The sequence below is a fragment of the Rhizobium sp. C104 genome, from assembly GCF_022354505.1.
GTDB lineage: Bacteria > Pseudomonadota > Alphaproteobacteria > Rhizobiales > Rhizobiaceae > Rhizobium > Rhizobium redzepovicii.
In genome coordinates, this window is sequence record NZ_CP092348.1 from 2,213,865 (window position 1) to 2,237,971 (window position 24,107).

At 62.3% G+C, this 24,107-nt stretch carries 19 protein-coding genes; 13 read left to right on the forward strand and 6 right to left on the reverse strand.

What is annotated here, in order from left to right:
• The first annotated feature begins 53 nt into the window (after positions 1 to 53).
• Positions 54 to 1,427 (forward strand): magnesium transporter, encoded by a 1,374-nt coding sequence (mgtE, locus tag MF410_RS12130; protein WP_097629479.1) that lies wholly within the window; start codon positions 54 to 56, stop codon positions 1,425 to 1,427.
• Positions 1,428 to 1,589: 162 nt separating this feature from the next.
• On the opposite strand, the gene MF410_RS12135 is transcribed toward mgtE, so the two are convergent.
• Positions 1,590 to 2,111 (reverse strand): Lrp/AsnC family transcriptional regulator, encoded by a 522-nt coding sequence (locus tag MF410_RS12135; RefSeq protein WP_179867185.1) that lies wholly within the window; start codon positions 2,109 to 2,111, stop codon positions 1,590 to 1,592.
• Between the two features lie 95 nt (positions 2,112 to 2,206).
• On the opposite strand from MF410_RS12135, the gene MF410_RS12140 reads away from it, so the two are divergent.
• Complete coding sequence (locus tag MF410_RS12140; protein WP_097629478.1) at positions 2,207 to 3,112, forward strand: DMT family transporter; 906 nt, start codon at positions 2,207 to 2,209, stop codon at positions 3,110 to 3,112.
• 82 nt (positions 3,113 to 3,194) lie between these two features.
• Here the strand turns inward: MF410_RS12140 and MF410_RS12145 are convergent, their stop codons facing one another.
• On the reverse strand, positions 3,195 to 3,809 hold the full coding sequence (locus tag MF410_RS12145; protein ID WP_097629477.1) for a L,D-transpeptidase: 615 nt from the start codon (positions 3,807 to 3,809) through the stop codon (positions 3,195 to 3,197).
• 137 nt (positions 3,810 to 3,946) lie between these two features.
• A complete protein-coding gene (locus tag MF410_RS12150) occupies positions 3,947 to 5,611 on the reverse strand; it encodes an electron transfer flavoprotein-ubiquinone oxidoreductase (protein WP_097629476.1) in 1,665 nt (554 codons plus the stop codon).
• 247 nt (positions 5,612 to 5,858) lie between these two features.
• On the opposite strand from MF410_RS12150, the gene MF410_RS12155 reads away from it, so the two are divergent.
• Positions 5,859 to 6,647 carry an SDR family oxidoreductase gene (locus tag MF410_RS12155; protein ID WP_097629475.1) on the forward strand — a complete coding sequence of 263 codons (789 nt, stop codon included), beginning with the start codon at positions 5,859 to 5,861 and terminating at the stop codon, positions 6,645 to 6,647.
• A 7-nt stretch (positions 6,648 to 6,654) separates the two neighbouring features.
• Here MF410_RS12155 and MF410_RS12160 read toward each other — a convergent pair whose 3' ends face one another.
• Complete coding sequence (locus tag MF410_RS12160; RefSeq protein WP_097629474.1) at positions 6,655 to 7,536, reverse strand: aminoglycoside phosphotransferase family protein; 882 nt, start codon at positions 7,534 to 7,536, stop codon at positions 6,655 to 6,657.
• Between the two features lie 294 nt (positions 7,537 to 7,830).
• Between MF410_RS12160 and MF410_RS12165 the strand changes: the two genes are divergently transcribed.
• The 6 genes from MF410_RS12165 (at position 7,831) to MF410_RS12190 (ending at position 15,260) form a co-directional block, all read left to right on the forward strand.
• Positions 7,831 to 9,138: an efflux RND transporter periplasmic adaptor subunit gene (locus MF410_RS12165; RefSeq protein ID WP_097629473.1), complete on the forward strand. Its 1,308-nt coding sequence runs from the start codon at positions 7,831 to 7,833 to the stop codon at positions 9,136 to 9,138.
• A complete protein-coding gene (locus MF410_RS12170) occupies positions 9,135 to 12,254 on the forward strand; it encodes an efflux RND transporter permease subunit (RefSeq protein WP_097629472.1) in 3,120 nt (1,039 codons plus the stop codon). Before MF410_RS12165 ends, MF410_RS12170 begins: the two co-directional genes overlap by 4 nt.
• Before the next feature lie 220 nt (positions 12,255 to 12,474).
• The gene (locus MF410_RS12175; protein ID WP_097629471.1) at positions 12,475 to 13,767 is read left to right on the forward strand and encodes an Hsp70 family protein; all 1,293 of its coding nucleotides are present in this window, start codon (positions 12,475 to 12,477) and stop codon (positions 13,765 to 13,767) included.
• 67 nt (positions 13,768 to 13,834) lie between these two features.
• Entirely contained in the window at positions 13,835 to 14,740 is a 906-nt protein-coding gene (locus MF410_RS12180) for a uracil-DNA glycosylase (RefSeq protein WP_097629470.1), read from the forward strand.
• A 132-nt stretch (positions 14,741 to 14,872) separates the two neighbouring features.
• Positions 14,873 to 15,064: a hypothetical protein gene (locus MF410_RS12185; protein ID WP_003569328.1), complete on the forward strand. Its 192-nt coding sequence runs from the start codon at positions 14,873 to 14,875 to the stop codon at positions 15,062 to 15,064.
• 43 nt (positions 15,065 to 15,107) lie between these two features.
• Positions 15,108 to 15,260 (forward strand): hypothetical protein, encoded by a 153-nt coding sequence (locus tag MF410_RS12190; protein ID WP_165503977.1) that lies wholly within the window; start codon positions 15,108 to 15,110, stop codon positions 15,258 to 15,260.
• On the opposite strand, the gene MF410_RS12195 is transcribed toward MF410_RS12190, so the two are convergent.
• Both MF410_RS12195 and MF410_RS12200 read right to left on the reverse strand, forming a co-directional pair.
• Positions 15,261 to 16,133, reverse strand: a complete 873-nt coding sequence (locus MF410_RS12195) for a hypothetical protein (RefSeq protein ID WP_097629469.1) — start codon at positions 16,131 to 16,133, stop codon at positions 15,261 to 15,263. It abuts the gene before it with no gap.
• 244 nt (positions 16,134 to 16,377) lie between these two features.
• Entirely contained in the window at positions 16,378 to 17,316 is a 939-nt protein-coding gene (locus MF410_RS12200; RefSeq protein WP_131711783.1) for a DMT family transporter, read from the reverse strand.
• Between the two features lie 65 nt (positions 17,317 to 17,381).
• Between MF410_RS12200 and MF410_RS12205 the strand changes: the two genes are divergently transcribed.
• The 4 genes from MF410_RS12205 (at position 17,382) to MF410_RS12220 (ending at position 24,098) form a co-directional block, all read left to right on the forward strand.
• Positions 17,382 to 17,573 carry a hypothetical protein gene (locus tag MF410_RS12205; protein ID WP_165503978.1) on the forward strand — a complete coding sequence of 64 codons (192 nt, stop codon included), beginning with the start codon at positions 17,382 to 17,384 and terminating at the stop codon, positions 17,571 to 17,573.
• 81 nt (positions 17,574 to 17,654) lie between these two features.
• Positions 17,655 to 18,761 (forward strand): methyl-accepting chemotaxis protein, encoded by a 1,107-nt coding sequence (locus MF410_RS36610; RefSeq protein ID WP_097629466.1) that lies wholly within the window; start codon positions 17,655 to 17,657, stop codon positions 18,759 to 18,761.
• Between the two features lie 187 nt (positions 18,762 to 18,948).
• Complete coding sequence (pepN, locus tag MF410_RS12215) at positions 18,949 to 21,597, forward strand: aminopeptidase N (protein ID WP_097629465.1); 2,649 nt, start codon at positions 18,949 to 18,951, stop codon at positions 21,595 to 21,597.
• Positions 21,598 to 21,788: 191 nt separating this feature from the next.
• Positions 21,789 to 24,098 (forward strand): ATP-binding protein, encoded by a 2,310-nt coding sequence (locus MF410_RS12220; protein WP_097629464.1) that lies wholly within the window; start codon positions 21,789 to 21,791, stop codon positions 24,096 to 24,098.
• Positions 24,099 to 24,107 lie beyond the last annotated feature (9 nt).

Genomic DNA, 24,107 nt, shown 5'->3' on the forward strand with positions numbered 1-24,107 from the left:
GTCGGCTCGCCCGTTCGGGACGCTACGGCGGATCGACGGAAAGGCGAGCCTCAATGAACATCAATCGCTTCCCACTTCGGGCAGGCCATGCCGCCCGTGCCTTCATCAACAACAGCCGCGGTGCAACGATCGCCGAACGCGTCGATGCGTTGAACGCGCTTGCCGTCCAGGACGCCGGCCGTGTGCTGACCGGCATGCCGCTCGACTATGCCGTCAATATTCTCGACCGGCCGGAGCTTCGCAACGCCGCGCAGATCCTGGCGCTGGTCAGTGCCGAGGATGCCGCACGGCTGCTGCATGGCATGTCCAACGACCGTGTCGCCGACGTGCTGCTCGAACTCGACGGCGAGACCCGCGCCCGGCTGTTTGCTAGCCTCGACGAACCGGTGCGCATCGCGATCCAGCACCTGATGGGCTATCCGCCGCGCACGGCCGGCGGCATCATGACGACGGAGTTCGTCAGCGTGCCGATGAACTGGACGGTCGCCCAGACACTCGACCATGTGCGCCAGGTCGAACGCTCGCGCGAGACCGTCTATGCGATCTATGTGCTCGACGAGATCAGCCATGCGCTGATGCATGTGGTGACGCTGCGCCGCCTCATCACCGGCGAGCCTGATGCTTCCATCCTCACGGTGGCGCAGAAGGGCACGCCGGTTTCGGCCGATCCGCTGATGAAGCAGGAGGATGTCGCCCGGCTGATCCGCAAACACGACCTGCTCGCCCTGCCGGTGACCGACGAGCACGGGCAGATGCTCGGCATCGTCACCGTCGACGATGTGATTGACACGATGATCTCAGACACGACGGAAGCGGCCCAGAGGTTCGGCGGCATGGAGGCGCTCGGCCAGCCCTATATGAAGATCGGCTTCGCCGGCATGATCCGCAAGCGCGCCGGCTGGCTCGCCGCCCTGTTCCTCGGCGAGATGCTGACGGCAAGCGCCATGCAGCATTTCGAAGGCGAGCTGGAAAAGGCCGTGGTGCTGACGTTGTTCATCCCGCTGATCATGAGCTCGGGCGGCAATTCAGGTTCGCAGGCGACCTCGCTGATCATCCGGGCCTTGGCGCTCGGCGAGCTGAAGCTTTCGGACTGGTGGAAGGTGCTGCTGCGCGAACTTCCCACAGGCATCGTACTCGGCGCGATCCTCGGCCTCGTCGGCTTCACGCGCATCGTCTTCTGGCAGTCGGCCGGGCTCTACGACTACGGCCCGCACTGGCAGATGGTCGCCATCACGGTGTTTGCCGCCCTGATCGGGATCGTCACCTTCGGCTCGATCTGCGGCTCGATGCTGCCTTTCGTGCTGCAGAAGCTCCGGCTCGATCCGGCGAGCGCCTCAGCCCCCTTCGTCGCCACGCTCGTCGATGTCACCGGGCTCGTCATCTACTTCTCGGTGGCGCTGCTCATCCTCAGCGGGACGCTGCTGTAGCACCCAAGACCCCTCGCCAACCCCTGCCCACAAGGGGAGGGGCTTAAACTGCCGCACCCGCATCCCAAATATTGACCCTTGGTGGGGAGCGAGACGGTGCCCAGATTAGTCCCTCCCGCTTGTGGGGAGGGGTTTTTATTAGCGAGAAAAACTATTGGGAAATCATCTTCCCTCGGGCAGCTTCAACGGTCCGTGTGTCTTGATGCTGCGGATGGCGAAGTTCGAGCGGATGTCGCTGACATTCGGGAGCGTCAGAAGCGTTTCCGTCAGAAGCCGCTCGTAGGCGGCAAGATCCTCCACCACCACTTCGGCGAGGAAATCGGCGGTGCCCGAAATCAGGAAGCAGGAGACGATTTCGGGGATGGCGAGCAACGCCTTCTGCTGCGCCTCGGAATTCTCGCGGCTGTGATGAACGACCTTGAACTCGACGAAGACGGTCAGGCCGAGCCCGACTTCCTTGCGGTCGATATCGGCCGTGTAGCCGCGGATGATGCCGGAGCGTTCGAGATTGCGGATGCGGCGCAGGCAGGGCGACGGCGAAAGGTTCACCTTCTCGGCGATCTCGACATTGGTCGCCCGCGCATCCTCCTGCAGGCACTTCAGTATGGCGATATCGAATTTATCGAGATTTGGCATTTTCGCGATCCCCGTTGGCGTCGTTTGGCAGAAGATTGCGCGTAGCATGATTTTTGAGCCAGAGATAGCAAGGACATGCCCTGCCCTCTCGAACTAATCTTCTCCTCGACCGGAACGCTCCGGATGAAGGAAGGGACAGGACGATGAGCACGATTGCATTTACGAACGACAAGTCGCCATCGCAGGCACTGGGTTATGCCGGCGGCACCGTTACCGTACTGATCTGGGCGACATGGTTTCTTGTCACCCGCCACAGCGCCGCAACGCCGCTCGGCTCGATCGACATCGGGCTAATCCGCTTCGGAATTCCCGCACTAGTGCTGTCGCCGGTCTGGCTGAAGACCGGGCTGCTGCCGAAGTCCGTGCCGCTGCATCTGCTGGCGATCATGGTGTCCGGCTCGGGCGCCGTCTTCTTCCTGCTGACCACGCTGGCAATTCATTCGACGCCGGCTGCCTCTTCGGGCATTCTGCTCGGCGGCTCGATGCCGCTCGCTGCGGCGCTGATCGGTATAACCCTGTTTGGCGAAAGACCCGACACCACCCGCATCGCCGGGCTCGCCGCGATCGTCGCCGGCGTGCTGATCCTGCTCACGCACAGCCTCGCGGATGCCTCGCTGCCATGGACGAGCTTCCTGCTGCTCCCGGCCGGCGCTTTTCTGTGGGCGAGCTATACGCATGCCTTCCGCCGCTCGGGCCTGACGGCCGTGCAGGCAAGCGCGCTAATCGCCGTCTGGTCCTTCCTGATCATGGGCGTGCTTGCCCTCATCTTCGGCATCTCCCTGCCGCAGGCGCCTCTCCCGGAAATCGGCCTGCAGGTGCTAAGCCAGGGCGTTCTTTCCGGCCTCGTCGCCATGGTCGCCTACGGCACCGCCGTCAGAACACTCGGGGGAACACAGGCCGCCGCCTTCACGGCGCTGACACCGGTGCTGGCGACGCTGGGCGGTGGCTTCCTGCTTGGCGAACCGATCGGGCTAACGGAAATCAGCGCCGCCGTGATCACCGGCATCGGCGTGGCACTTTCCACCGGGATCGCCGCCCGGCACCGCTGACCGCCAGCCGGACCTAACAAAGTCGAAAGTCGCCGACAGCCATCGCTGCGGCGGCTCTTTCAATGAAACTGATTTGGACCGCTCAGGCCTGGATGACGACGACCCTGGCGCCGACTTCGACACGGCTATAGAGGTCGATCACGTCATGGTTCATCATGCGGATACAGCCGCTCGACATGGCGAGACCGATTGATTGCGGCTGGTTGGTGCCGTGAATGCGGAAATGCGTGTCGCCGCCGCCGCGATAGAGATACATGGCACGTGCGCCGAGCGGATTGTTCGGGCCGCCCGGCATGCCGCCAGCGAGTTTGCGATAGCGCTCTTCGCGACGCTGCATGTTTTCGGTGGGCGTCCAGCTCGGCCATTCCGCCTTGCGGCCGATATAGGCGTTGCCGGCAAAGGCCAACCCCTCGCGGCCAACACCGACGCCGTAGCGCACCGCCCGGCCGTCGCCGAGGACATAGTAGGCGCGCCGTGCCGGGGTATCGACGATCACCGTGCCCGCTGCATGGGTGGTTTCATAGGCCACTTCCTGGCGGCGGAGCTCCGGCTTGATCTTGTCGATCGGCACCTGCTTCAACGGGAATTTTTCATCCGGAAGTGCGGCGTAATTCGTCTGGCTGTTGAGGCCGGTCGAGGAGCAGCCGGCGACAAAAAGCGGCAGAGCGATCAGAAAGCCCCGGCGGGAGATCGTCATGAAATGTGTCCTTAGTGCGTCAACAAGATGTCGCAAGCTAAGGAAATTATGGTTAACGAACGGCTAACGGCAGCCCGCAGCAAGTGACCACGAAGGCGGCAGCACCTAAAAATTGTCGGCGGTGGGGATAATCCGCCTCACATATTCGGATATACCGGCCCCTCGCCGCCCTGCGGCGGCACCCAGTTGATGTTCTGGTTGGGGTCCTTGATGTCGCAGGTCTTGCAGTGGACGCAGTTCTGGGCGTTGATGACGAAGGTCTCCTGCCCGTCCTTCTCCACCCATTCATAGACCCCGGCCGGACAGTAACGCGTCGACAGGCCGGCATAGATATCGTGTTCCGAACGCTTCTGCAGGCCCATGTCCTTGACCTGCAGATGCACCGGCTGATCCTCCTCGTGATTGGTGTTCGACAGGAACACCGAGGACAGGCGGTCGAAGGTCAGGACGCCATCGGGCTTCGGGTAGGCGATCGGCTTGTGCTGCGCGGCTGGCTCCAGCGACTGCGCATCGGTCTTGCCGTGACCAAGCGTGCCGAAGAAAGAAAAGCCGAACAAGGTGTTGGTCCACATGTCGAGACCGCCGAGCGCCACGCCGAGCGCGGTGCCGAATTTCGACCACAGCGGCTTGACGTTGCGCACCCGCTTGAGATCCTTGCCGATGTCGCCCTGGCGCCATTCGTTTTCGATCTCGACGACCTCGTCATGGCTGCGGCCGGCTGTGATGGCGGCGGCGATCTTCTCGGCCGCCAGCATGCCCGACAGCACCGCATTGTGGCTGCCCTTGATGCGGGGAACGTTGACCAGACCGGCCGAACAGCCGATCAGCGCTCCGCCCGGGAAGGAAAGCTTCGGCACCGACTGGTAGCCGCCCTCGGTGATGGCGCGGGCGCCATAGGAAAGCCGCTTGCCGCCCTCGAAGGTGCCGCGGATCGCCGGATGGGTCTTGAAGCGCTGGAACTCCTCGAAGGGATACAGATAGGGGTTCTTGTAGTTCAAATGGACGACGAAGCCGACGGCGACCAGATTGTCTTCCAGGTGATAGAGGAAGGATCCACCGCCGGTCTTCATCCCCAGCGGCCAGCCGAAGGAATGCTGCACCAGGCCCTGTTTGTGGTTTTCCGGCTTGACCTGCCATAGCTCCTTAATGCCGATCCCGAACTTTTGCGGTTCGCGGTCCTTCTGCAGATCGAATTTGGCAATCAGCTGCTTGGCGAGCGAGCCGCGCACGCCCTCGCCGATCAGCACATATTTGCCGAGCAGTTCCATGCCACGGGTATAGTTCGGGCCGGGCTCGCCGTTCTTCTCGATGCCCATGTCGCCGGTGGCGACGCCGATGACCGCGCCCTTATCATTATAGAGCACTTCGGTGGCGGCAAAGCCCGGGTAGATCTCGACGCCGAGCTCCTCCGCCTTACCAGCCAGCCAGCGACAGACGAGCCCGAGCGAGACGATGTAGTTGCCGTGATTGTTCATCAGCGGCGGCATCAAAAAATTCGGCAGCCGGATCGAGCCGGCAGGACCGAGCAGCAGGAAGTGGTCGGCATTGACCTCGGTCTTGAAGGGATGGTCGGTTTCCTGGCGCCAGCCGGGCAGCAGTCGATCGATGCCGATCGGATCGACAACTGCGCCCGAGAGAATATGGGCCCCGACTTCCGAGCCCTTCTCCAGCACGACGACCGACAGTTCCGGATTGACCTGCTTCAGCCGGATCGCCGCCGAAAGACCGGCCGGACCCGCCCCGACGATCACCACGTCGAATTCCATGCTTTCGCGTTCGGGCAACTCAGTCGTCTCAGTCATTCACTCGTCTCCGCTTGGCGGCACGCGGCCGTCATCCTCATAAGCACTTTCTTGTCAAAACGAGAAAGCGTTGTCGAGCCGGGATACGACAGCCAATCTTCAATTCGCACAATGATATGCCTTGTGCGTTGAAATTATATGACGCTTACGTCAACGTCAATTAGCGAACGCCGCCGAACCGTCACACTCCCTTTCCTTTTCCGCCGATTGCGCCTTATACAACGCTCGAACAGTTTGGAGGACTACCATGGATCTCGGCATCGAAGGCAAACGGGCGCTCGTCCTCGCCTCCTCACGTGGCCTCGGCCTCGGCATCGCCACGGCACTGGCGCGCGAAGGCGCGAATGTGCTGCTTTGCGGGCGCAGCGGCGAGCAGCTGGAGGCCAATTGCAAGGCAATCAACTGCGAAGGCAAAGGCCGGGCCGACTGGATCTGGGCCGACCTCGGGGACGAACGCTTCGTCGAAACAGTGACGAGCGCAGTGAGGGAGAAGTTCGGCGGGCTCGATATCCTCGTCAACAATACCGGCGGGCCGACGCCCGGCACGACCGAGGACATGACGGGTGAAAAGCTCGAGACCTATTTCCTCTCGATGGTCGCCCGCGTCATCACGCTGACCAATGCGCTGCTGCCCGGCATGAAGGCACAGGGCTGGGGTCGCATCCTGACGGTCGCCTCCTCAGGCGTGATCGAGCCGATCGCCAATCTGGCGCTGTCGAATACGCTGCGTCCGGCACTTGCCGGCTGGAGCAAGACACTTGCCTCCGAAGTGGCGGGCTTCGGCGTTACCACCAACCTGCTGTTGCCGGGCAGCATCCTCACGGGCCGTCTCGACGATCTCGACGGGGCGGCGGCAAAGCGGACCGGCAAGAGCCTCGAAGAAATCCGCAGCGACAAGGAAGCGCGCATTCCGGTCGGCCGCTACGGCCGGGTGGAGGAATTTGCCGCAGCGGCTGCCTTCCTGTGCAGCCAGCCGGCAAGTTACATCACCGGCTCGCTGATCCGCTGCGACGGCGGCGCGGCCCGATCCGTCTGACAGTATTTCAGCCGGCGTGGGCCGCTATGGCCGCCCAACTGGCGGCATTTTGGACCATCGATCCAACATGAGCCGGATCGTCGGCAAGCTCGGCGAGCTCGGACAAACGGTGGAAGCCCGTCAGGATCGCGATGCGCCGCCGGTCGAGTCTGCGTCCGGTCAGCATTTCATAGGCTGATATGATGCGGGCGGTTAGGTCGGGCGAGATGAAGTTCGAGTAGATGAATTCCTGGTGCAACGGCCCGAAGCCCGAATCGGCGAAATCGTAAATGCCATTGAGCCTTCCTTGCGCATGGTTGAAGGCCATGTTCCAGCCATGACCGTCGAAAAAGCCGTAGATGTTGCCGTGGGGATCGGGCGGCAAGGTTTCGAAATCGATAATAAGGGCCTCGGCAAAGCTCCTGATCTCGGGCGGCAACAGCGGTAAAGCCTTTTCTCGCACCGTCTCGGGCGATTGCCAGGGCTGGATCGGCCCGGCGCCGGCCGAGCGCATGCGATCGGCATCGAGCACATGCAACTCGGCGTAAAAGCGTGCCAGATCGTCCGCAAGGTGCTGACGATTGCCTTCGCCAAGCGCATCGTAATCTTCGGCAATGAGATGTTCGCCGTCGATCTTGGCGTGGCTGGAGAAGATCGGCGGCCCGTCGTGAATGTGCATATCGGGAACCGCCATCGACAGCGACGGCCTGATGATGTCGAGCAAGGCGGCTTCCTTGACAAGCGCTCTTTCCGCGCCTGAATGACGGGGAAATTTGAAGATCAGCGTGTCGTCGACGTCGACGGCAAGCGAATCCCAGCCCTTCGCCGCCAGCTTGAAGGCGGAGCCCGTGAGTTTAGGAAACACGCTTATGATGAGAGAGCGAAATTCGCTGGCGTTCAACTCGGTCATGACCGACCTGCTTTCTCTGGTTTTTTCCCGTGTTTTTCGCCGGGCAACGAACGGCACGCGGACCGATTTCGTCTTGTCGCGAACTGCCTGCCTGTCGGCCGTCAAACGGCACCGGATTACACTGGACCTATATTAGTACAGTTTGAATATTACGGAATATTCATTACAAAAATTTAAGCCGTTATAACCACTTAGTGATTGCGACCGGGGAATTATGTCTTTTTTGCGCCGCAATATAAGCGGCTCAATCGGGCCATAAAAATCGCACCCCCCTTTCAACACCCGGTCTCGCCCATGAAGAAATTTTGGATCACTGTCAGCGTTATTGCAGTTGCCGCCGTCGGCGTCTGGCAATTCGGGAATCTGATCCCTTATGCCTCCCGCATTCCCACCCTCTCGCAGTTCATCAAGCAGCCGGTTGGCGGCAATGGCGGGCAGCCGGCACAGGGCGATCAGGCGCAGGCCGATCAAGCGCAGAACGGTGGGCAACATCAGGGCGGCGGGCGTAGACGCGGCGGTGGTGGCCCGACGATCGTGAAGACCGTTGCAGCTGTGAAAACTGCGCTGCCGACGGATGTGACGGCTTCCGGCTGGGCCGATGCCGACGACAACACAACCATTGCCGCACAGGAACAGGGCCTGATCGTCAGCATCAATGGCCAGGATGGGGCGACCGTCAAAGTCGGCGACCTGATCGCCAAGCTCGACGACCGGACGGCCAAGGCCGCCGTCGACAAGGACAATGCGATGATCGTGCGGGACACGGCGACGCTTTCGGAATCCGAAACCGCGCTGGTGCGCGCCCAGGACCTCTTCGATCAGAAAGCCGGCACTCAGCAGAGCCTCGATCAGGCGAGAGCCGCCCGCGATACCGCCGCCGCCACGGTCGACGCCGATAAGGCGACGCTGGCCTCGGATCAGATCATTCTTGAAAATACCGATATCCGCGCACCCTTCGACGGCCGGCTCGGCGATATCGCCATCAGCAGGGGCGCTTTCCTCAATGCCGGCTCGGCGATCGTCACCATCGCCAAATACGATCCGATCTATGTGAAATTTCATCTGCAGGAACGCTATCTCAGGGAATTGAAGACCGCGCTCGCAGCCGGCCCGGTCGAGGTCAGCACGGTTCCCGCCTCCACCAAGGGGCAGGTCCGCAAGGGCGAGATCAGCTTCTACGACAACACCGTCGACACCGCCTCGGGCACGATCCTCGCCAAGGCGAAATTCGAGAATGCCTCCGGCGCGCTCTGGCCCGGCCAGTCGGTCAACATCGTCGTGCATTTCAACAATGACGAACAGCAGGTGGTGGTGCCGACCGTGGCCGTCAGCCCCGGTCCGGAGGGGTTCTTCGCCTTCGTCGCCAAGGACGGCAAATCGCATCTGACGCCGGTCACCGTCGCCCGCGCCAATGGCGGCTTCACCGCCATCGCATCGGGTCTTTCGGAAGGCGACCATGTCGTCGTCGAGGGCCAGGGCCAGCTCAGCGACCAGCAGGCGATCAACGAGCAGTTCGACGAAAAAGCGCTTGATGTCGCCTCCGCCGACGAACCTCGGCAGCCCCAGCTATCCGAGACGATCGCGGTGGGAGCTCAGCAATGATCCCGAATTTCTGTATCCAGCGCCCCGTCGCGACGACGCTGCTCGCCATCGGCGTCATTCTGGCCGGTCTTGCCGGTTACCGGCTCGTGCCCGTCGCGGCCCTGCCGCAGGTCGATTTTCCGACGATCAACGTTTCGGCGCAGTTGAGCGGCGCCTCGCCGCAGACGATGGCGACCTCGGTCGCCACACCGCTGATCAAGCAGTTCGAGACCATTCCCGGGATCACCGAAATCAGCGCCTCGAGCTCGCTCGGCAGCAGCAGCATCGTGCTGCAGTTCGATCTCAACCGCGATATCGACGCCGCTGCGGCCGACGTGCAGGCGGCGATCTCGCATGCCACCCGGCAGTTGCCCGACAATCTGACGACGCCGCCGAGCTACCGCAAGACCAACCCGGCCGATGCGCCGGTCATGCTGCTCGCCGTGCAGAGCAACACCATGCCGCGCAGCAAGCTCGACGAGATCGCCGAGGACATCATCTCGCCGTCGCTGTCGACGCTTCCCGGCGTCGCTCAGGTCAGCGTTTTTGGCGCCCAGACCTATGCCGTGCGCGTCGAGGTCGATCCCAACAAGCTGCTTACCCGTGGCATCGGCATCGATACCGTCAACAAGGCGCTTGCTGCCGCCAACAGCCAGCAGCCGGTGGGAACACTGCAGAATAATTCGCAAAGCATGACCATCACGGCGAACACCCAGCGCACCAATGCCGAACAATTCCGCTCGCTGGTCATTGCCAATCCGAACGGCGCGCCGATCCATCTCGGCGATGTCGCCGATGTGCAGGACAGCGTCGAGAACCAGTATACCGGCAGCTGGTATGACGGCCAGCGCGGCATCATCCTCGCCATCCAGCGTCAGCCGGATGCCAACACGGTCGATGTCATTGATGCAATCAACGCCAAGCTGCCGCAGCTTCACGCCGAAATCCCGCCGTCGGTGAACACCGTCGTCATGAACGACGCGGCAAAACCCATTCGCGCCGCCATTTCAGACGTGAAGTTCACGCTGTTCCTGACGATCGGCCTCGTCGTTCTCGTCATCTACCTCTTCACCGGTCATGCCACGGCAACGATCATTCCGGGACTTGCCGTTCCGCTGTCGCTCATCTCGACCTTCGGCATGATGTATGTGCTCGGCTACAGCATCGACAACATCTCGCTCTTGGGGCTGACGCTCGCGGTCGGGCTGGTGGTCGACGACGCGATCGTCATGCTGGAAAATATCCTGCGCCATGTCGAAGAAGGCATGCCGGTGCGGGAGGCGGCGATCAAGGGGGCCGGCGAAGTCAGCTACACCATCATCTCCATGTCGGTTTCGCTGATCGCGGTGTTCATCCCGATCCTCCTGATGGGCGGCGTCGTCGGCCGCGTGTTCAACGAATTCGGCATGGTGGTCGCCATCGCCATCATCTCCTCGGCGATCGTCTCGCTGACTGTGACGCCGATGCTCGGCTCGCGCCTCTCCAACAACCACAGCCGCCCGCCGCTCCTCATCCGCATCTTCGATGCCGGCTTCGAGCGGACGCTCAACGGCTATGACAGGGCGGTCGGCTGGTGCCTTGGCCATCGCCTGACGATCCTCGGGGTTTTCGCCGGCTCGGTGGCGCTGACGATCTATTTCTTCATGGCGCTGCCGACGAGTTTCTTCCCGCAGGAAGACATCGGCCGGCTGACGATCAGCACCCAGGCGCGGCAGGACATTTCCTATACCGCCATGGAGGCGCTGCAGCAGCAGGCGGCAGCCGCCGTCAAGGCGAACCCGGCGGTCAACCACGTGATGTCGACGATTGGCGGCAACCCGAACAAACCGCAGAACAACGGCTCGATGTTTGTCGAACTCAAGGACAAGAAGGAGCGCCCGCCGCTTGACCAGACGCTGCGCGAGCTGCGCACGGCGATCAACAAGATCCCCGGATTGCAGGCCTTCGTGACGCCGAACCAGAGCCTGCGTTTCGGCGGCCGCCAGACCGCCAGCCAGTATCAGCTGGTGGTGCAGGCGCTCAGCGCCGACCAGACCAACCTCTGGGCCGGCAAGATCCAGGCGGCGATGCGTGGCGACCGAGGCCTGTTCACGGATGTGACCTCGGACGCCCAGAACAACGCCCTGCAGGCCAATATCGTCATCGACAGCGAGCGGGCCGCCGCCTACGGCATCGACAACGACACGCTGCGCACGACGCTGCAGGAATCCTTCAGCGGCTATGCGGCCGCAGAAATCCAGTCGACCGGCGACAGCTACGACGTCATCGTCGAATACGACACCAGCAAACCCTGGGACGACCAGAAGCTGTCGGAAATCCGTGTCATCTCCGCCAATGGCAGCCTGGTGCCGCTGTCGAACTTCGCCCATGTACAACGCACCACCGGCCCGGTCACCATCAACCAGACGGGTCAGCTGGTCTCGACCACGGTGTCCTTCAACCTGCCGGAAGGTGTGTCGCTCAGCGACGCCACGGCGGCGATCGAGCAGATCAAGAGGGACATCAGCGTGCCGGCCGACGTCTTCACCTCCTATGGCGGCACTGCGGAGATTTTCCAGCAGTCGCAGGGCAATACACCCTATCTGATCCTGGCGGCAGTGCTGACCATCTATGTCGTGCTCGGCGTGCTCTATGAGAGCTTCATCCATCCGCTCACCATCCTCTCCGGCCTGCCGGCTGCGGCCTTCGGCGCGCTGCTGGCACTTGACATCATGGGCTTCGATCTGTCGATCATCGCTTTGATCGGCCTGTTGATGCTGATCGGCATCGTCAAGAAGAACGCGATCATGATGATCGACGTGGCGGTGGAGACCATGCGCACAACAGGCGAAAAGGCTACGGCAGCGATCCATGAGGCCTGCGTGCGGCGCTTCCGGCCGATCATGATGACGACCTTCTGCGCCCTGCTCGGCGCCCTGCCGATCGCGCTCGGCACCGGCGCAAGCTCGGAACTGCGCCAGCCGCTCGGCATCGCCGTCGTCGGCGGCCTGATCGTCTCGCAGATGCTGACGCTCTTCATCACCCCGGTCATCTTCGTCGAGATGGACCGCTTCGGAAACTTCCTCGGCCGCCTGATCGGCCACAAGAAGGTAGAGGAGCCGGAGGTGCAGGAGGCAAGGGCAATGGCCGCCGAGTGATGACGGCCCTCTGACTTCGGCATTGCCGATTGCCCCTTGCGGCGCACTTCTTCTTCCAACCGGGAGAAGAAGTGCGCCCGCGATCACATCAACTTCCGCTCCTCTTGAATGTGTCACGCCTCTGTGGCATCACCCGCCCTCCTGAATCCGGGGCGTGCTTACGTCCCTTCGCGGAGCCACGCTCCGTCTCCAACAACAATCGGCATGAAGAGGTGCGGGCATGGCTCAGGCGCTGGGTTTGGACTTCGGCACGACGAATACGGTTCTCGCCATGGCGGATGGCGGGGCGACGCGCTCGATGGCATTCACGAGTACCGAAGGCACGGCCGACAGCATGCGCACGGCGCTTTCCTTCATGAAGGATGCGCAGCTCGGCGCTTCGGCGCTGAAGGTGGAGGCCGGCCATGCGGCGATCCGCCAATTCATCGACAATCCCGGCGAATGTCGCTTTCTGCAGTCGATCAAGACGTTTGCGGCGAGCGCGCTGTTCCAGGGCACGCTGATCTTCGCCAAGCGGCATAATTTCGAGGATCTGATGGAGATCTTCGTGCGGCGCCTGCGCAACTATGCCGGCGACCACTGGCCTTCGGATGTCAGCCGCATCGTCACCGGCCGGCCGGTGCATTTTGCCGGCGCCAGCCCCGATCCCGATCTCGCGACCGAACGCTACAATGAGGCGCTGTCGCGCTTCGGCTTTCCCGAGATCCACTATGTCTACGAACCGGTCGCCGCCGCCTTCTACTTCGCGCAGAACCTGAAGCAGGATGCAACCGTGCTGGTCGCCGATTTCGGCGGCGGCACGACCGACTATTCGCTGATCCGCTTCGAGACCGTCGCCGGCAAGCTGACGGCAACGCCGATCGGCCATTCCGGCGTCGGCGTCGCCGGCGACCATTTCGATTACAGGATGATCGACAACATCGTCGCGCCGCAGATCGGCAAGGGCAGCCATTTCAAAAGCTTCGACAAGATCCTCGAAGTGCCGTCCAACTACTATTCCAGCTTCGGCCGCTGGAACCAGCTGTCGATCTTCAAGACGACGCGCGAATTCGAGGATCTGAAGAAGCTGGTGCGCACCAGCCTGGAACCGGAAAAGCTCGAAATCTTCATCGACCTGATCGATCATGACGAGGGCTATCCGCTCTATCAGGCGGTGTCGGCGACAAAGATGGCGCTGTCGGCGGCCGAAGAGGCGCCTTTCGATTTCGCGCCGCTTGGCCGCGGCGGGCATCGCAGCATCCGGCGCAGCGATTTCGAAGGCTGGATCGCCGAGGATCTCGCCCGCATCGAAGGCGCGCTCGACGACGTGCTCGACAAGACCAGGACGAAGCCCGGAGAGATCGACAAGGTGTTCCTCACCGGCGGCACCTCCTTCGTGCCGGCGGTGCGGCGCATCTTCACCGAGCGCTTCGAGCGCGACCGGATCGAAAGCGGCGGCGAGCTTTTGTCGATCGCTCACGGTCTGGCGCTGATCGGCGAACGCGACGACATCGCGCAATGGACTGTGCAATAGGCTTGCAAGGGCGGCCAATATGCCGCGCGCCCTTTCAATGCCCATTTCTCTCCGTTAAGCTTGCCGCATGATTTCCACCAACGATCTTTCCCCCGCCGAGCTTGCAGCGCTTCTGCACTTCCATGCGGATGCCGGCGTGGAGTGGCTGCTGGAGGAAGAGGCGATCGACCGCTTCGCCGAGTTCGAAGCGATGAAAGCGGCGCGGCGCCCGGCCACGCAAGCGCAGCCGCAACCTGCCGCCGCCGGGGAGCGTGCCGCGCCCGGCGAAAGCCGGACATCGCCGCGTCCGAATGCAGCGGCACGCCCGGCCCCGGCTGAACGCGCCGCTTCCGGCCCGCAACCGGCGATCCCGGATGGCGAGGCCGTGCAGCAGGCGCGTTTCGTCGCCGAATCCGCGCGGTCGCTGGCAGAGCTCAAGACCGCACTCGAAGCCTTCAACGGCTGCAATCTCAAGCACAGCGCCCGCTCGACCATCTTTGCCAGCGGCGATGCCGAAAGCGGCATCATGGTGATCGGCTCGGCGCCAGGCGCCGAAGACGATCGCGAAGGTGTGCCCTTCTCCGGAAAATCCGGCCAGCTGTTCGACAAGATGCTGGCGGCGATCGGGCTGAGGCGTTCAGCCATTCTGCTGACGCAGGTCATCCCGTGGCGGCCACCCGGCAATCGTGCGCCCTCGGCCGCCGAAATGGATATCTGCCGGCCTTTCATCGAACGGCAGATCGCGCTGGCCGAACCCAAGGCCATCCTGCTGCTCGGTAATTTTTCGGCCCGCTTCTTCTTCGGCGAAAACGACACGATTCACGGCCTGCGCGGCCGCTGGAAGGAAATTGCCGCTGCGGACTGTGTCATTCCTGCCATAGCCAGCCTGCATCCGCAGGATCTGTTGACCGCGCCCGTCAACAAGCGGCTGGCCTGGAACGACCTGCTCGCTTTTCAAGCAAAGCTTAAGTCCCTCTCTTTGCTTAGAAATTAGCCAAAGTTGAATAATTTGTGAATCGATCTATGCGTATATCGCATGGCTGCATCCCGCCGTGACGCATTGCGGAATCAATGCTGCACCGCAATATGAGGTGGTGTCTTGGGAGGAACCACAGGAACCAAGGCCATGAACAAGCATTTTCGTCCTATCCATAGCGGGTTTGAAACCCTTCGCCTCGCCGGCGACCAAGTTCGTTCCACCCACGGCTACAGCCGTTTCGGCTTTGCCGCGAACGAACAGATGACCGCCCGCGGCACCGGCATCAACGGCCGCACGGCGCGCCCCGACGCGATTTTCTCGGACTTCCAGCAGTATTGAGCGGCAGGCACTCTGCCTGCCTTCAAGAGTAAAGAGTAACAAGATGACGATCCTGATATCGCTTCTGCGCAACATCGAAATCTTCGAGCATATCCGCGCTGCGCTCTCCGCCGCGCGGGAATATGAACGCGAGCTTTCGGTGAAGCCGGCCGATGCCGGCAGACATGGCCGAAGTGCCGCGGCAATCGTTCTCTGATCAGACGGCCATTTCCTCGAACTGGGCTTTCGCCCATTCGAAGGCCTCGTCGACATAGGCGAACTTGACCGCCTGCCAGGCGCAATATTGCTCGACGAAATCCCGAGATATCCACAGATGCGCCTTGCGCGGTTCATCATCCCAGCCGACGCAGCCGCGCTGCGCCGCCTTTGCCAGTAGCCGCTGCAGATGGGTGCGCGACATCATGAAGTCGGCCGCGAGCGCGCGGGTTTCGACGCGGCCGACGGAATACCTCCCTGGTTCGCCGCTTTCTATATCCATGCGGGCGATGAAGTTGTCGATGACGAGGCCGCCGGCTTCCGTCCAGAGGAACAGCGCCACCTGTTCCGGCGGCTCGCGCCAGGCGGCGTCTTCCAGGCAATGGCGGGCAATGCGCGGCTGAACCAGCCGCATCAATGATGGGTTTGCCTGGAAAAACGCTGCCCTTTGACCGCCATCCAGCAGATCGAGCGCACCGAGATTGGAATGAATCCAGGCAAACATCGCCTGATGGCTGACCTCGGCCGGCTCGAAATGACGCGGCCGCCGCCGCTCGTCGCCCGGTGTGTGGACAATGAAGCGGTAGGTATAAAGCTCTTCGATGAAGGCGAGCACGGTGTTGCGGCTCGCCACCTTATGCGCGGTGATGCGTCCGGTCAGCCGGACGGCGGTGAAACCCGAGGTCGGGTCGCGCGGATCATATTCCAGGTTGAGGGCATAGGCAGTCTGGGTCAGAAGCCAGCGCTGATGCGAAGCGAGCAATCGCGCCAACCGTGGGCCGGCATCGAACATACCGCGCATCTGCCCAGCCAAAAAGCGGATGCTCAGCAGAAAGGAACAGTTCCCCGCCAATTGCTCCGCCGTGAATGCCATTACGCTTTTCTCCACCTCCCCTCGCCGGCCGGCGATCGGAGTAACGACACCGAGCGCTCTTCCGGCATCAGCGCCATTCAGACATGCACAGCTTCGAATAAATGATACTCTCTCATCTTCAACAAACATATTCCAAGAAGCAACGGTATCCCAAGAATTCACCATTCTTTTCGTCCCTTGCGCGCAATTTTCGAATCACGGCAACCACCACATTAAAGCCTTTCATATCAGCAGCTTGCCGGTGTCAGGCCGGCGGCGTCGTGGCTTTGCGCGCCTCCCGTTGCTCGATTCCCAGCTGATGCTCGCGATAGATGATGAAGATGCCGGCGGAGACGACGATCAGAGTGCCGATCAGCATGGTCACGCTCGGCACGTCGCCGAAGACGAAATAGGCAACGATGCCGCCGAGCAGGATCGAGGTATATTCAAACGGCGCGATGGTGGAGACGTCGGCATGGCGGTAGCTTTCGGTCAAGAGGATCTGTGCGACGCCGCCGCAAAAGCCGGCCGCGATCAGATAGAGCGCCGACGGCCAAGGCAGAATGAGCCAGCCGAACGGCAGGGAGGCCAGCGAGAAGACCGAAGCGGTGAGCGAGAAATAGAGCACGATCGTCGCCGTCTTCTCCTCCTCGACGAGACGGCGCACCTGGATCATCGCCATGCCGCCGAGAACGGCCGAGATGAGCACTGCGAGCGCGCCAATGGCCTGTTCGGCTTCCATGCCGCCATCGCGGAACAGCGTCAGCTTCGGCCAGGAGACGATGGCGACGCCGACGATGCCGACTAGGACGGCGCTCCAGCGATAGATGCGCACGGTCTCGCCGAGAAAAACCGCGGCGAAGATAACGGCGACGAGCGGCAGCGCATAACCGAGCGCGATCGCCTCCGGCAGCGGCAGATGCAGGAGGCCGTAGAAACCGAAAGCCATCGACATGATGCCGATCGTGCCGCGCTTGAGGTGGCCGACCGGATTGGCAGTGTAGAAAGCGGCGCGCAGTTGCCCGATATAGGCGAGATAGGCGATGATCGGGAAGAGCGCGAAGAAGGACCTGCAAAAAGTGACCTGCCCCGGCGGGATGGCCGAGCCCGCCAGCTTGATGAAGGTCTGCATGGCCAGGAAGACCACGACCGACGAGACTTTCAGCGCAATGCCTCTCATCGGGTTTTTGAGAACCGCGTGCATGATCCTGGCTCTTGATATCGACTTAACAGGAACGGGAAGACGCGTTCAACTCGGGAACGCTGGGGATGACCTCTTCCATCGTAGCGGAAGAAAATCCCGATTGGCGAAAAATCGCAGGCGGCGCGGAAGAATCACAAAATTGCTTTCCGCCGCAGGCCCGACGATGCGGCAATGCGCGCCCTCGCGTCGAATTTTCGCTCTCTTCAGCCATTCCCCCCGAAATGTTTACCTCTGACCGCTCGGTGTTAACCAATTGAAAACCATAGGCACGCATCGTTTTCGCTGATCTCGAAATTTCCTCGCCCCCAAGACGATTGCCGCCCTTCCAGGATCATTTGATGAAGCCGCTCAGCGCAGAAACCATTGCCCAGTCGCAGAATGCGACACCGCGCTCGATGCGCGTCGTCACCGACGGCATCAGCACCGACCTTGAGCGCTTCAGCGCCGAAAACACCAATATCGTCAAGCAGATCAAGCTGCTCGCCATCAATGCGCTGATCGAAGCGGCAAGAGCCGGTGAGACCGGAAAGGGCTTCGCTGTCGTTGCCAACGAGGTGCAGCGGTTGGCGCAGATCGCAACCGACATCACCGGCAGGTTCGAGAGCAACGTGCTCGGCCGCATCGGCCTCAGCCGCGCCATGGCGGATTGCCTGGTCGAGGAGATGGAGGGCGTCCGCCTCACCGACCTGGCGCAGACGCTGGTGCAGCTCATCGTCCGCAACCTCTTCGAGCGTACCGCCGATGTGCGCTGGTGGGCGACTGACCCGGCACTCTGGCAGGCGCTGCAGAACCCCGATCGGGACACCGTCGCCTTTGCAGCGCAGCGCCTCGGCGCCATCAACCGCTTCTACACTGTCTATCTCGATCTCGTCGTGACCGATCTCTCGGGCAAGGTGATCGCCTCCGCCAATCCCAAGTTCCAGCGCAAGATCGGCGGGGCAAGCCTTGCCGGTGATCCGTGGTTCCGCGCGGCTTCGGCGTGCTCCTCCGGTGACGCTTATAGTGTCGACGAGGTCAAATCGAGCCCGCTCCACGACAACAGGCATGCGCTCGTCTATGCCACCGGCATCCGCGAAGGCGGCAAGATCGACGGGCGGCTGATCGGCACGCTCGGCGTCTATTTCGACTGGCAGAACCAGGGCCAGGCGATCGTCGAGAAAGAGGCGAACCTGCCGCCGCAGCTGGCGGAGAAAACGACGGTCATGCTGCTCGACGGCAAGAGCCGGGTCATCGCCAGCACTAATCCCGCCCTGCTCTTTTCCCATTTTGCCCTCGCCAACCCGTCCGGCCGGGCCAAGGGTAGCTACTACGACAATAGCGGCTCGATCGTCGCCTTCGCACGCACCCTCGGCTACGAGGATTACGACGGGCTCGGCTGGTACGGCGTCGTCGTCCAGCGGACGGAAAACGACGCGACGATCAAGGCAGCGCTCAATTTGAAATAGCGCCATCCCGCCAGCAGCGGCGTTCATCCGCCCGAAACAGGATATTTTGCCCGCGAACTTGGTGTTCGCGGGCAATTTGCTTTAACTTTAGTTCAGACTTTAATGTAATCATGCCCGGCAAATTTATGGCAGAGTGCGCCCGCCTCTGTATTCCGCGGTTGTCAAATAACGGTCTTCAGGAAACACCATGCGAACAGATAACGGCCAGATCATTCATCTGGCAGATTACCGTCCCACCGACTTCGTGCTGGAACGCGTGGACCTGACGTTCGAACTCGATCCGACGGAGACAAAGGTCGAGGCACGCCTGATCTTTCATCGCCGCCCAGGCGCCGATCTGGCAGCGCCGATCGTGCTTGACGGCGACGAGTTGACGCTGTCGGGGCTGCTCTTCGACCAGGTGGAGCTCGAACCTTCGCGGTATGACGCTACAGCGGAAAGCCTGACGGTGCGCGACCTGCCGGAAAGCGCTCCCTTCGAGCTGACGATCACCACGCTCATCAATCCCGAGGCCAACACCCAGCTGATGGGCCTTTACCGCACCGGCGGCATCTACTGCACGCAATGCGAGGCGGAAGGTTTCCGCCGCATCACCTATTTCCCCGATCGTCCGGACGTGCTTGCACCGTTCACGGTCAATATCATCGCGGACAAGGACGCCAACCCGCTGCTCCTCTCGAACGGCAACTTCCTCGGCGGCGCCGGCTACGGCCCCGGCAAGCATTTCGCCGCCTGGTTCGACCCGCATCCGAAGCCAAGCTATCTCTTCGCGCTCGTTGCCGGCGATCTCGGCGTCGTCGAAGACACGTTCACCACCATGTCCGGCCGCGAGGTGGTGCTGAAGATCTATGTCGAACACGGCAAGGAGCCGCGCGCGGCCTATGCCATGGACGCGCTGAAGCGCTCGATGGCATGGGACGAAGAGAGGTTCGGACGCGAATACGACCTCGACATCTTCATGATCGTCGCCGTCTCCGACTTCAACATGGGCGCGATGGAGAACAAGGGTCTCAACGTCTTCAACGACAGATACGTCCTTGCCGATCCCGAGACCGCGACCGATGCCGACTACGCCAATATCGAAGCGGTCATCGCGCATGAATATTTCCACAATTGGACCGGCAACCGCATCACCTGCCGCGACTGGTTCCAGCTGTGCCTTAAGGAAGGCCTGACGGTCTATCGCGATCAGGAATTCTCCTCCGATCAGCGCTCGCGCCCGGTCAAACGCATCGCCGATGTTCGTCACCTGAAATCCGAGCAGTTTCCGGAAGATGGCGGCCCGCTCGCCCATCCTGTGCGGCCGACGACCTATCGCGAGATCAACAATTTCTACACGAGGACCGTCTACGAGAAGGGCAGCGAAGTGACGCGGATGATCGCGACGCTGCTCGGCAAGGACGACTTCAAGAAGGGCATGGACCTCTATTTCGACCGCCATGACGGCCAGGCGGTGACGATCGAGGATTTCGTCAAATGCTTCGAGGATGCGAGCGGACGCGACCTCACGCAATTCTCGCTCTGGTACCATCAGGCCGGCACGCCGCTGGTCACCGCATCGGGCAGCTATGATGCGGCGGCGGCCACCTTCACCCTGTCGCTCGAACAGATGATCCCGGCAACGCCCGGCCAGTCGAGCAAGGAATCGATGCATATTCCGCTCAGCCTGGCGCTCTTCGGCGAAAACGGCGGCAAGCTCGAGCCGAGCTTGGTCGACGGCGCCGAATATGCCGGCGAGGTGCTGCATCTCACCGGCCGCACGCAGACGGTGGTGTTTCACGGTATCGGCTCGCGGCCGGTCGTTTCGATCAACCGCAGCTTCTCGGCGCCGATCAATCTGCATTTCGATCAGAGCCCAGCCGATCTCGCCCATCTCGCCCGCCATGAGACCGATCACTTCGCCCGCTGGCAGGCCCTGACCGATCTGGCGCTGCCGAACCTCCTGAAAGCCGCCCGCGACGCGCGCGAGGGCAAGCCTGTTGTCTGCGAGGCGACTTTCGTCGGGACGCTGATTGCGGCCGCCGCCGACGACACCCTCGAGCCCGCCTTCCGCGCCCAGGCGCTGGCGCTGCCGAGCGAATCCGATATTGCCCGCGAACTCGGCGGCAATAACGATCCCGATGCCATCCATGCCGGCCGGCAGGCGATCCTGAAACAGGTCGCCGAGGCCGGAAAGGATGTTTTTGCCGGCCTCTACGCCGCGACGGCGACATCGGGCGATTTCAGCCCGGACGCAAGGAGCGCCGGCCTCAGGGCGCTGCGCAATACGGCGCTGACCTATCTCTCGCACGCCGAGCAGACGCCGGCCCGCGCCAGAGCCGCCTTCGATGCGGCCAACAACATGACCGATCTCAGCCATGCGCTGACGATCCTCGCCCATCGTTTCCCCGACAGCACCGAGACCGCCGAGGCGCTCGCCGCCTTCCGTCAGCGCTTTGCGGAGAATGCGCTCGTCATCGACAAATGGTTTGCCATCCAGGCCGGCATTCCCGGCTCAAAAACCCTGGAACGGGTCCGCACCCTGATGGACGATTCGCTGTTCAAGCGGACCAATCCGAACCGGATGCGGTCGCTGGTCGGCACCTTCGCCTTTGCCAATCCGACCGGCTTCGGCCGCGCCGACGGCGAAGGCTATCGTTTCCTCGCCCGTCAGATTCTCGATATCGACGAGCGCAATCCGCAGCTTGCCGCCCGCATTCTGACTTCGATGCGCTCCTGGCGCTCGCTCGAACCGGTGCGGGCCGATCATGCCCGCGCAGCGCTGAACGAGATCGAGCGGGCTGCCGCTCTTTCGACCGACGTGCGCGATATCGTCGAGCGCACGCTGAAGGGGTGATTTGCTTCGGCCGGCTGCCGCGAATAATTCGGCGGCCGGTTGCCGAGCAAATCGAATTGCCCGAAAAACACGAGATTCTAAATAGTTAACGGATTTTTACCTTTGCCTCTGGACAAGGCGAATCACCCATGATTCTCTAGGTCAGGTTCGAGCGAGCGGCGCGCGAATCACACGAGGGACAAGGCGAAGAGATGATGGACGTGCGGCGGGCAACCGTGGCCGGAGGACGGCTGCGTGTCGATTTTGACGGGTTGAAAGCCTGGCGAGACAGCCTTTCCGGTCATGCGACATCGGAACCACTTCTCCGTCATCTGCCGAAGGCGGAACTGCTCCTGAAGCGCGCCATTCCGGCGCTGATCGTCGCCTTCCTCTTTGTTGTCGCCGCCTCGCATTTCTTCGGCATGGTCAGCGAATATTCCCGCCTGGAAGCCTCGGCCCGCCATGCCACCGCGCTTTCGGCCGCGACCGCCTCCGCAGTGTTTGCCGATACATCCGAGATTTTCGACAGCGGCGACATCGCGGAAGCGCAGGCAAGGCTTGCCAGGTTCCTGCCGCAGGACCGGCTCGACAGCGGCGCCTTCGTGCTCCTTGTCCAGGCAAGCGGCAAGGTCTTTGCCGCAACGACCGCCGGGCTTTCGCATGTCGGCAGCAATGTCGGCGATTTCTTTCCCGAGGTCTCGGCAATCCGGCGTTTCGGCGATCGCGCCGGCGTCATCGAAACGACGATCGGCGGCGTGCCGCACTATGCCGAGATCACGCTGATGGGCAATGCCGGCGGTTATATCGTCGCCGCCACCTCGCTCGACGAGATCAGCCGCCTCTGGCGCGAGCAGCTCGCCCTCAACGTCACGCTGTTTGCCGGCATCTCCTCGATCCTGCTGGTCATCCTCTATGCCTATTACACGCAGGTGAAACGCGCCCGCGACGCCGACGACATCTTTCTGGAATCGAACCTGCGCGTCGAGACGGCGCTGTCGCGCGGCCGCTGCGGCCTTTGGGACTTCGATTTCGAGAACCGCGAATTCTTCTGGTCGCGCTCGATGTACGACATGCTCGGCCTGCCGGGTTCCGACAAGACGATGGGTTTCGGCGAAGCCGCGCGACTGATGCATCCCGATGACGGCGGGCTCTACGAGATCGCGCGCGCCATCGCCAAGGGCCACTCCGGCCAGGTCGATCAGATCTTCCGCATGCGCCATGCCGGCGGCCACTATGTCTGGATGCGCGCCCGTGCCCAGGTGATCCGCAGCAATTCCGGCCGCGTGCACCTGATCGGCATCGCCATGGACGTGACCGAGCAGCATCGGCTTGCCCAGCGTTACGCCGAAGCCGACCAGCGCCTTGCCGACGCCATCGAATGCACCTCTGAGGCCTTCGTGCTCTGGGACAAGAACGATCGGCTGGTCATGTGCAACACCCATTTCCAGCAGGCTTACGGCTTGCCGGACAGCGTGCTGGTGCCCGGCACCGAGCGCTCGATCGTCAATGCCGCCGCTGCCCGCCCCGTCATCGAACGTCGGATCGCCGACGCCGACGGTTCCGGCTATTCGCGCACGACCGAGGTGCAGCTTGCCGACGAGCGCTGGCTGCAGATCAACGAGCGGCGCACCCGAGACGGCGGCAGGGTCTCTGTGGGAACCGACATCACCCTGATGAAACGCCATCAGGAGCGGCTGCGCGAATCCGAACGCCGGCTGATGGCGACGATCGGCGATCTCTCCGCCTCGCGGCAGACGCTGGAGATCCAGAAATCCGAGCTTTCGACGGCGAACGCCAACTACCAGGCGGAGAAAGAGCGCGCCGAGGCCGCCAACAAGGCGAAATCGGAATTTCTCGCCAACATGTCGCATGAGCTGCGCACGCCGCTGAACGCCATCCTCGGCTTCTCCGAAATCCTGCAGAACCAGATGTTCGGACCGCTCGGCTCGCTGAAATACGACGAATATGCCCGTGACATCCATGACAGCGGCAAACATCTGCTCAACGTCATCAACGACATTCTCGACATGTCGAAGATCGAGGCCGGCCATCTCAGGCTGCATTGCGAGCGCATCGATCTCGTGCCGCTGATCGAGGAAAGCCTGCGCTTCACGGCCATTCCGGCGGCCGAGAAGAACATCGTCATCGATCAGCGCATCTCATCCGGCCTGACGCTGACCGCCGACCGCCGGGCGATGAAACAGGTGCTTCTCAACCTGCTCTCCAATGCCGTGAAGTTCACCGACAATGGCGGCCGCATCGCGGTGCGCACACGCCGCATCGACGGTGCCGTGCTCGTCACCATCGCCGATACCGGCATCGGCATTCCCCGCTCGGCGCTGTCGAAGATCGGCCAGCCCTTCGAACAGGTGCAGAGCCAATATGCCAAGAGCAAGGGCGGCTCCGGCCTCGGGCTTGCCATCTCCCGCTCGCTGACCGCGCTGCATGGCGGCCGCATGAAGATCCGCTCCCGCGAAGCCGTGGGCACGGTGATCTCGCTGCGCATCCCGGACGACGTCTAAGGAACGGCG

What these genes read in the sequence shown, in the direction of transcription:
- mgtE (WP_097629479.1), top strand. Translation starts at nt 54, where the DNA reads ATGAACATCAATCGCTTCCCACTTCGGGCAGGCCATGCCGCCCGTGCC.
- MF410_RS12135 (WP_179867185.1), bottom strand. Translation starts at nt 2,111, where the DNA reads ATGCTACGCGCAATCTTCTGCCAAACGACGCCAACGGGGATCGCGAAA.
- MF410_RS12140 (WP_097629478.1), top strand. Translation starts at nt 2,207, where the DNA reads ATGAGCACGATTGCATTTACGAACGACAAGTCGCCATCGCAGGCACTG.
- MF410_RS12145 (WP_097629477.1), bottom strand. Translation starts at nt 3,809, where the DNA reads ATGACGATCTCCCGCCGGGGCTTTCTGATCGCTCTGCCGCTTTTTGTC.
- MF410_RS12150 (WP_097629476.1), bottom strand. Translation starts at nt 5,611, where the DNA reads ATGACTGAGACGACTGAGTTGCCCGAACGCGAAAGCATGGAATTCGAC.
- MF410_RS12155 (WP_097629475.1), top strand. Translation starts at nt 5,859, where the DNA reads ATGGATCTCGGCATCGAAGGCAAACGGGCGCTCGTCCTCGCCTCCTCA.
- MF410_RS12160 (WP_097629474.1), bottom strand. Translation starts at nt 7,536, where the DNA reads ATGACCGAGTTGAACGCCAGCGAATTTCGCTCTCTCATCATAAGCGTG.
- MF410_RS12165 (WP_097629473.1), top strand. Translation starts at nt 7,831, where the DNA reads ATGAAGAAATTTTGGATCACTGTCAGCGTTATTGCAGTTGCCGCCGTC.
- MF410_RS12170 (WP_097629472.1), top strand. Translation starts at nt 9,135, where the DNA reads ATGATCCCGAATTTCTGTATCCAGCGCCCCGTCGCGACGACGCTGCTC.
- MF410_RS12175 (WP_097629471.1), top strand. Translation starts at nt 12,475, where the DNA reads ATGGCTCAGGCGCTGGGTTTGGACTTCGGCACGACGAATACGGTTCTC.
- MF410_RS12180 (WP_097629470.1), top strand. Translation starts at nt 13,835, where the DNA reads ATGATTTCCACCAACGATCTTTCCCCCGCCGAGCTTGCAGCGCTTCTG.
- MF410_RS12185 (WP_003569328.1), top strand. Translation starts at nt 14,873, where the DNA reads ATGAACAAGCATTTTCGTCCTATCCATAGCGGGTTTGAAACCCTTCGC.
- MF410_RS12190 (WP_165503977.1), top strand. Translation starts at nt 15,108, where the DNA reads ATGACGATCCTGATATCGCTTCTGCGCAACATCGAAATCTTCGAGCAT.
- MF410_RS12195 (WP_097629469.1), bottom strand. Translation starts at nt 16,133, where the DNA reads ATGGCATTCACGGCGGAGCAATTGGCGGGGAACTGTTCCTTTCTGCTG.
- MF410_RS12200 (WP_131711783.1), bottom strand. Translation starts at nt 17,316, where the DNA reads ATGCACGCGGTTCTCAAAAACCCGATGAGAGGCATTGCGCTGAAAGTC.
- MF410_RS12205 (WP_165503978.1), top strand. Translation starts at nt 17,382, where the DNA reads ATGACCTCTTCCATCGTAGCGGAAGAAAATCCCGATTGGCGAAAAATC.
- MF410_RS36610 (WP_097629466.1), top strand. Translation starts at nt 17,655, where the DNA reads ATGAAGCCGCTCAGCGCAGAAACCATTGCCCAGTCGCAGAATGCGACA.
- pepN (WP_097629465.1), top strand. Translation starts at nt 18,949, where the DNA reads ATGCGAACAGATAACGGCCAGATCATTCATCTGGCAGATTACCGTCCC.
- MF410_RS12220 (WP_097629464.1), top strand. Translation starts at nt 21,789, where the DNA reads ATGATGGACGTGCGGCGGGCAACCGTGGCCGGAGGACGGCTGCGTGTC.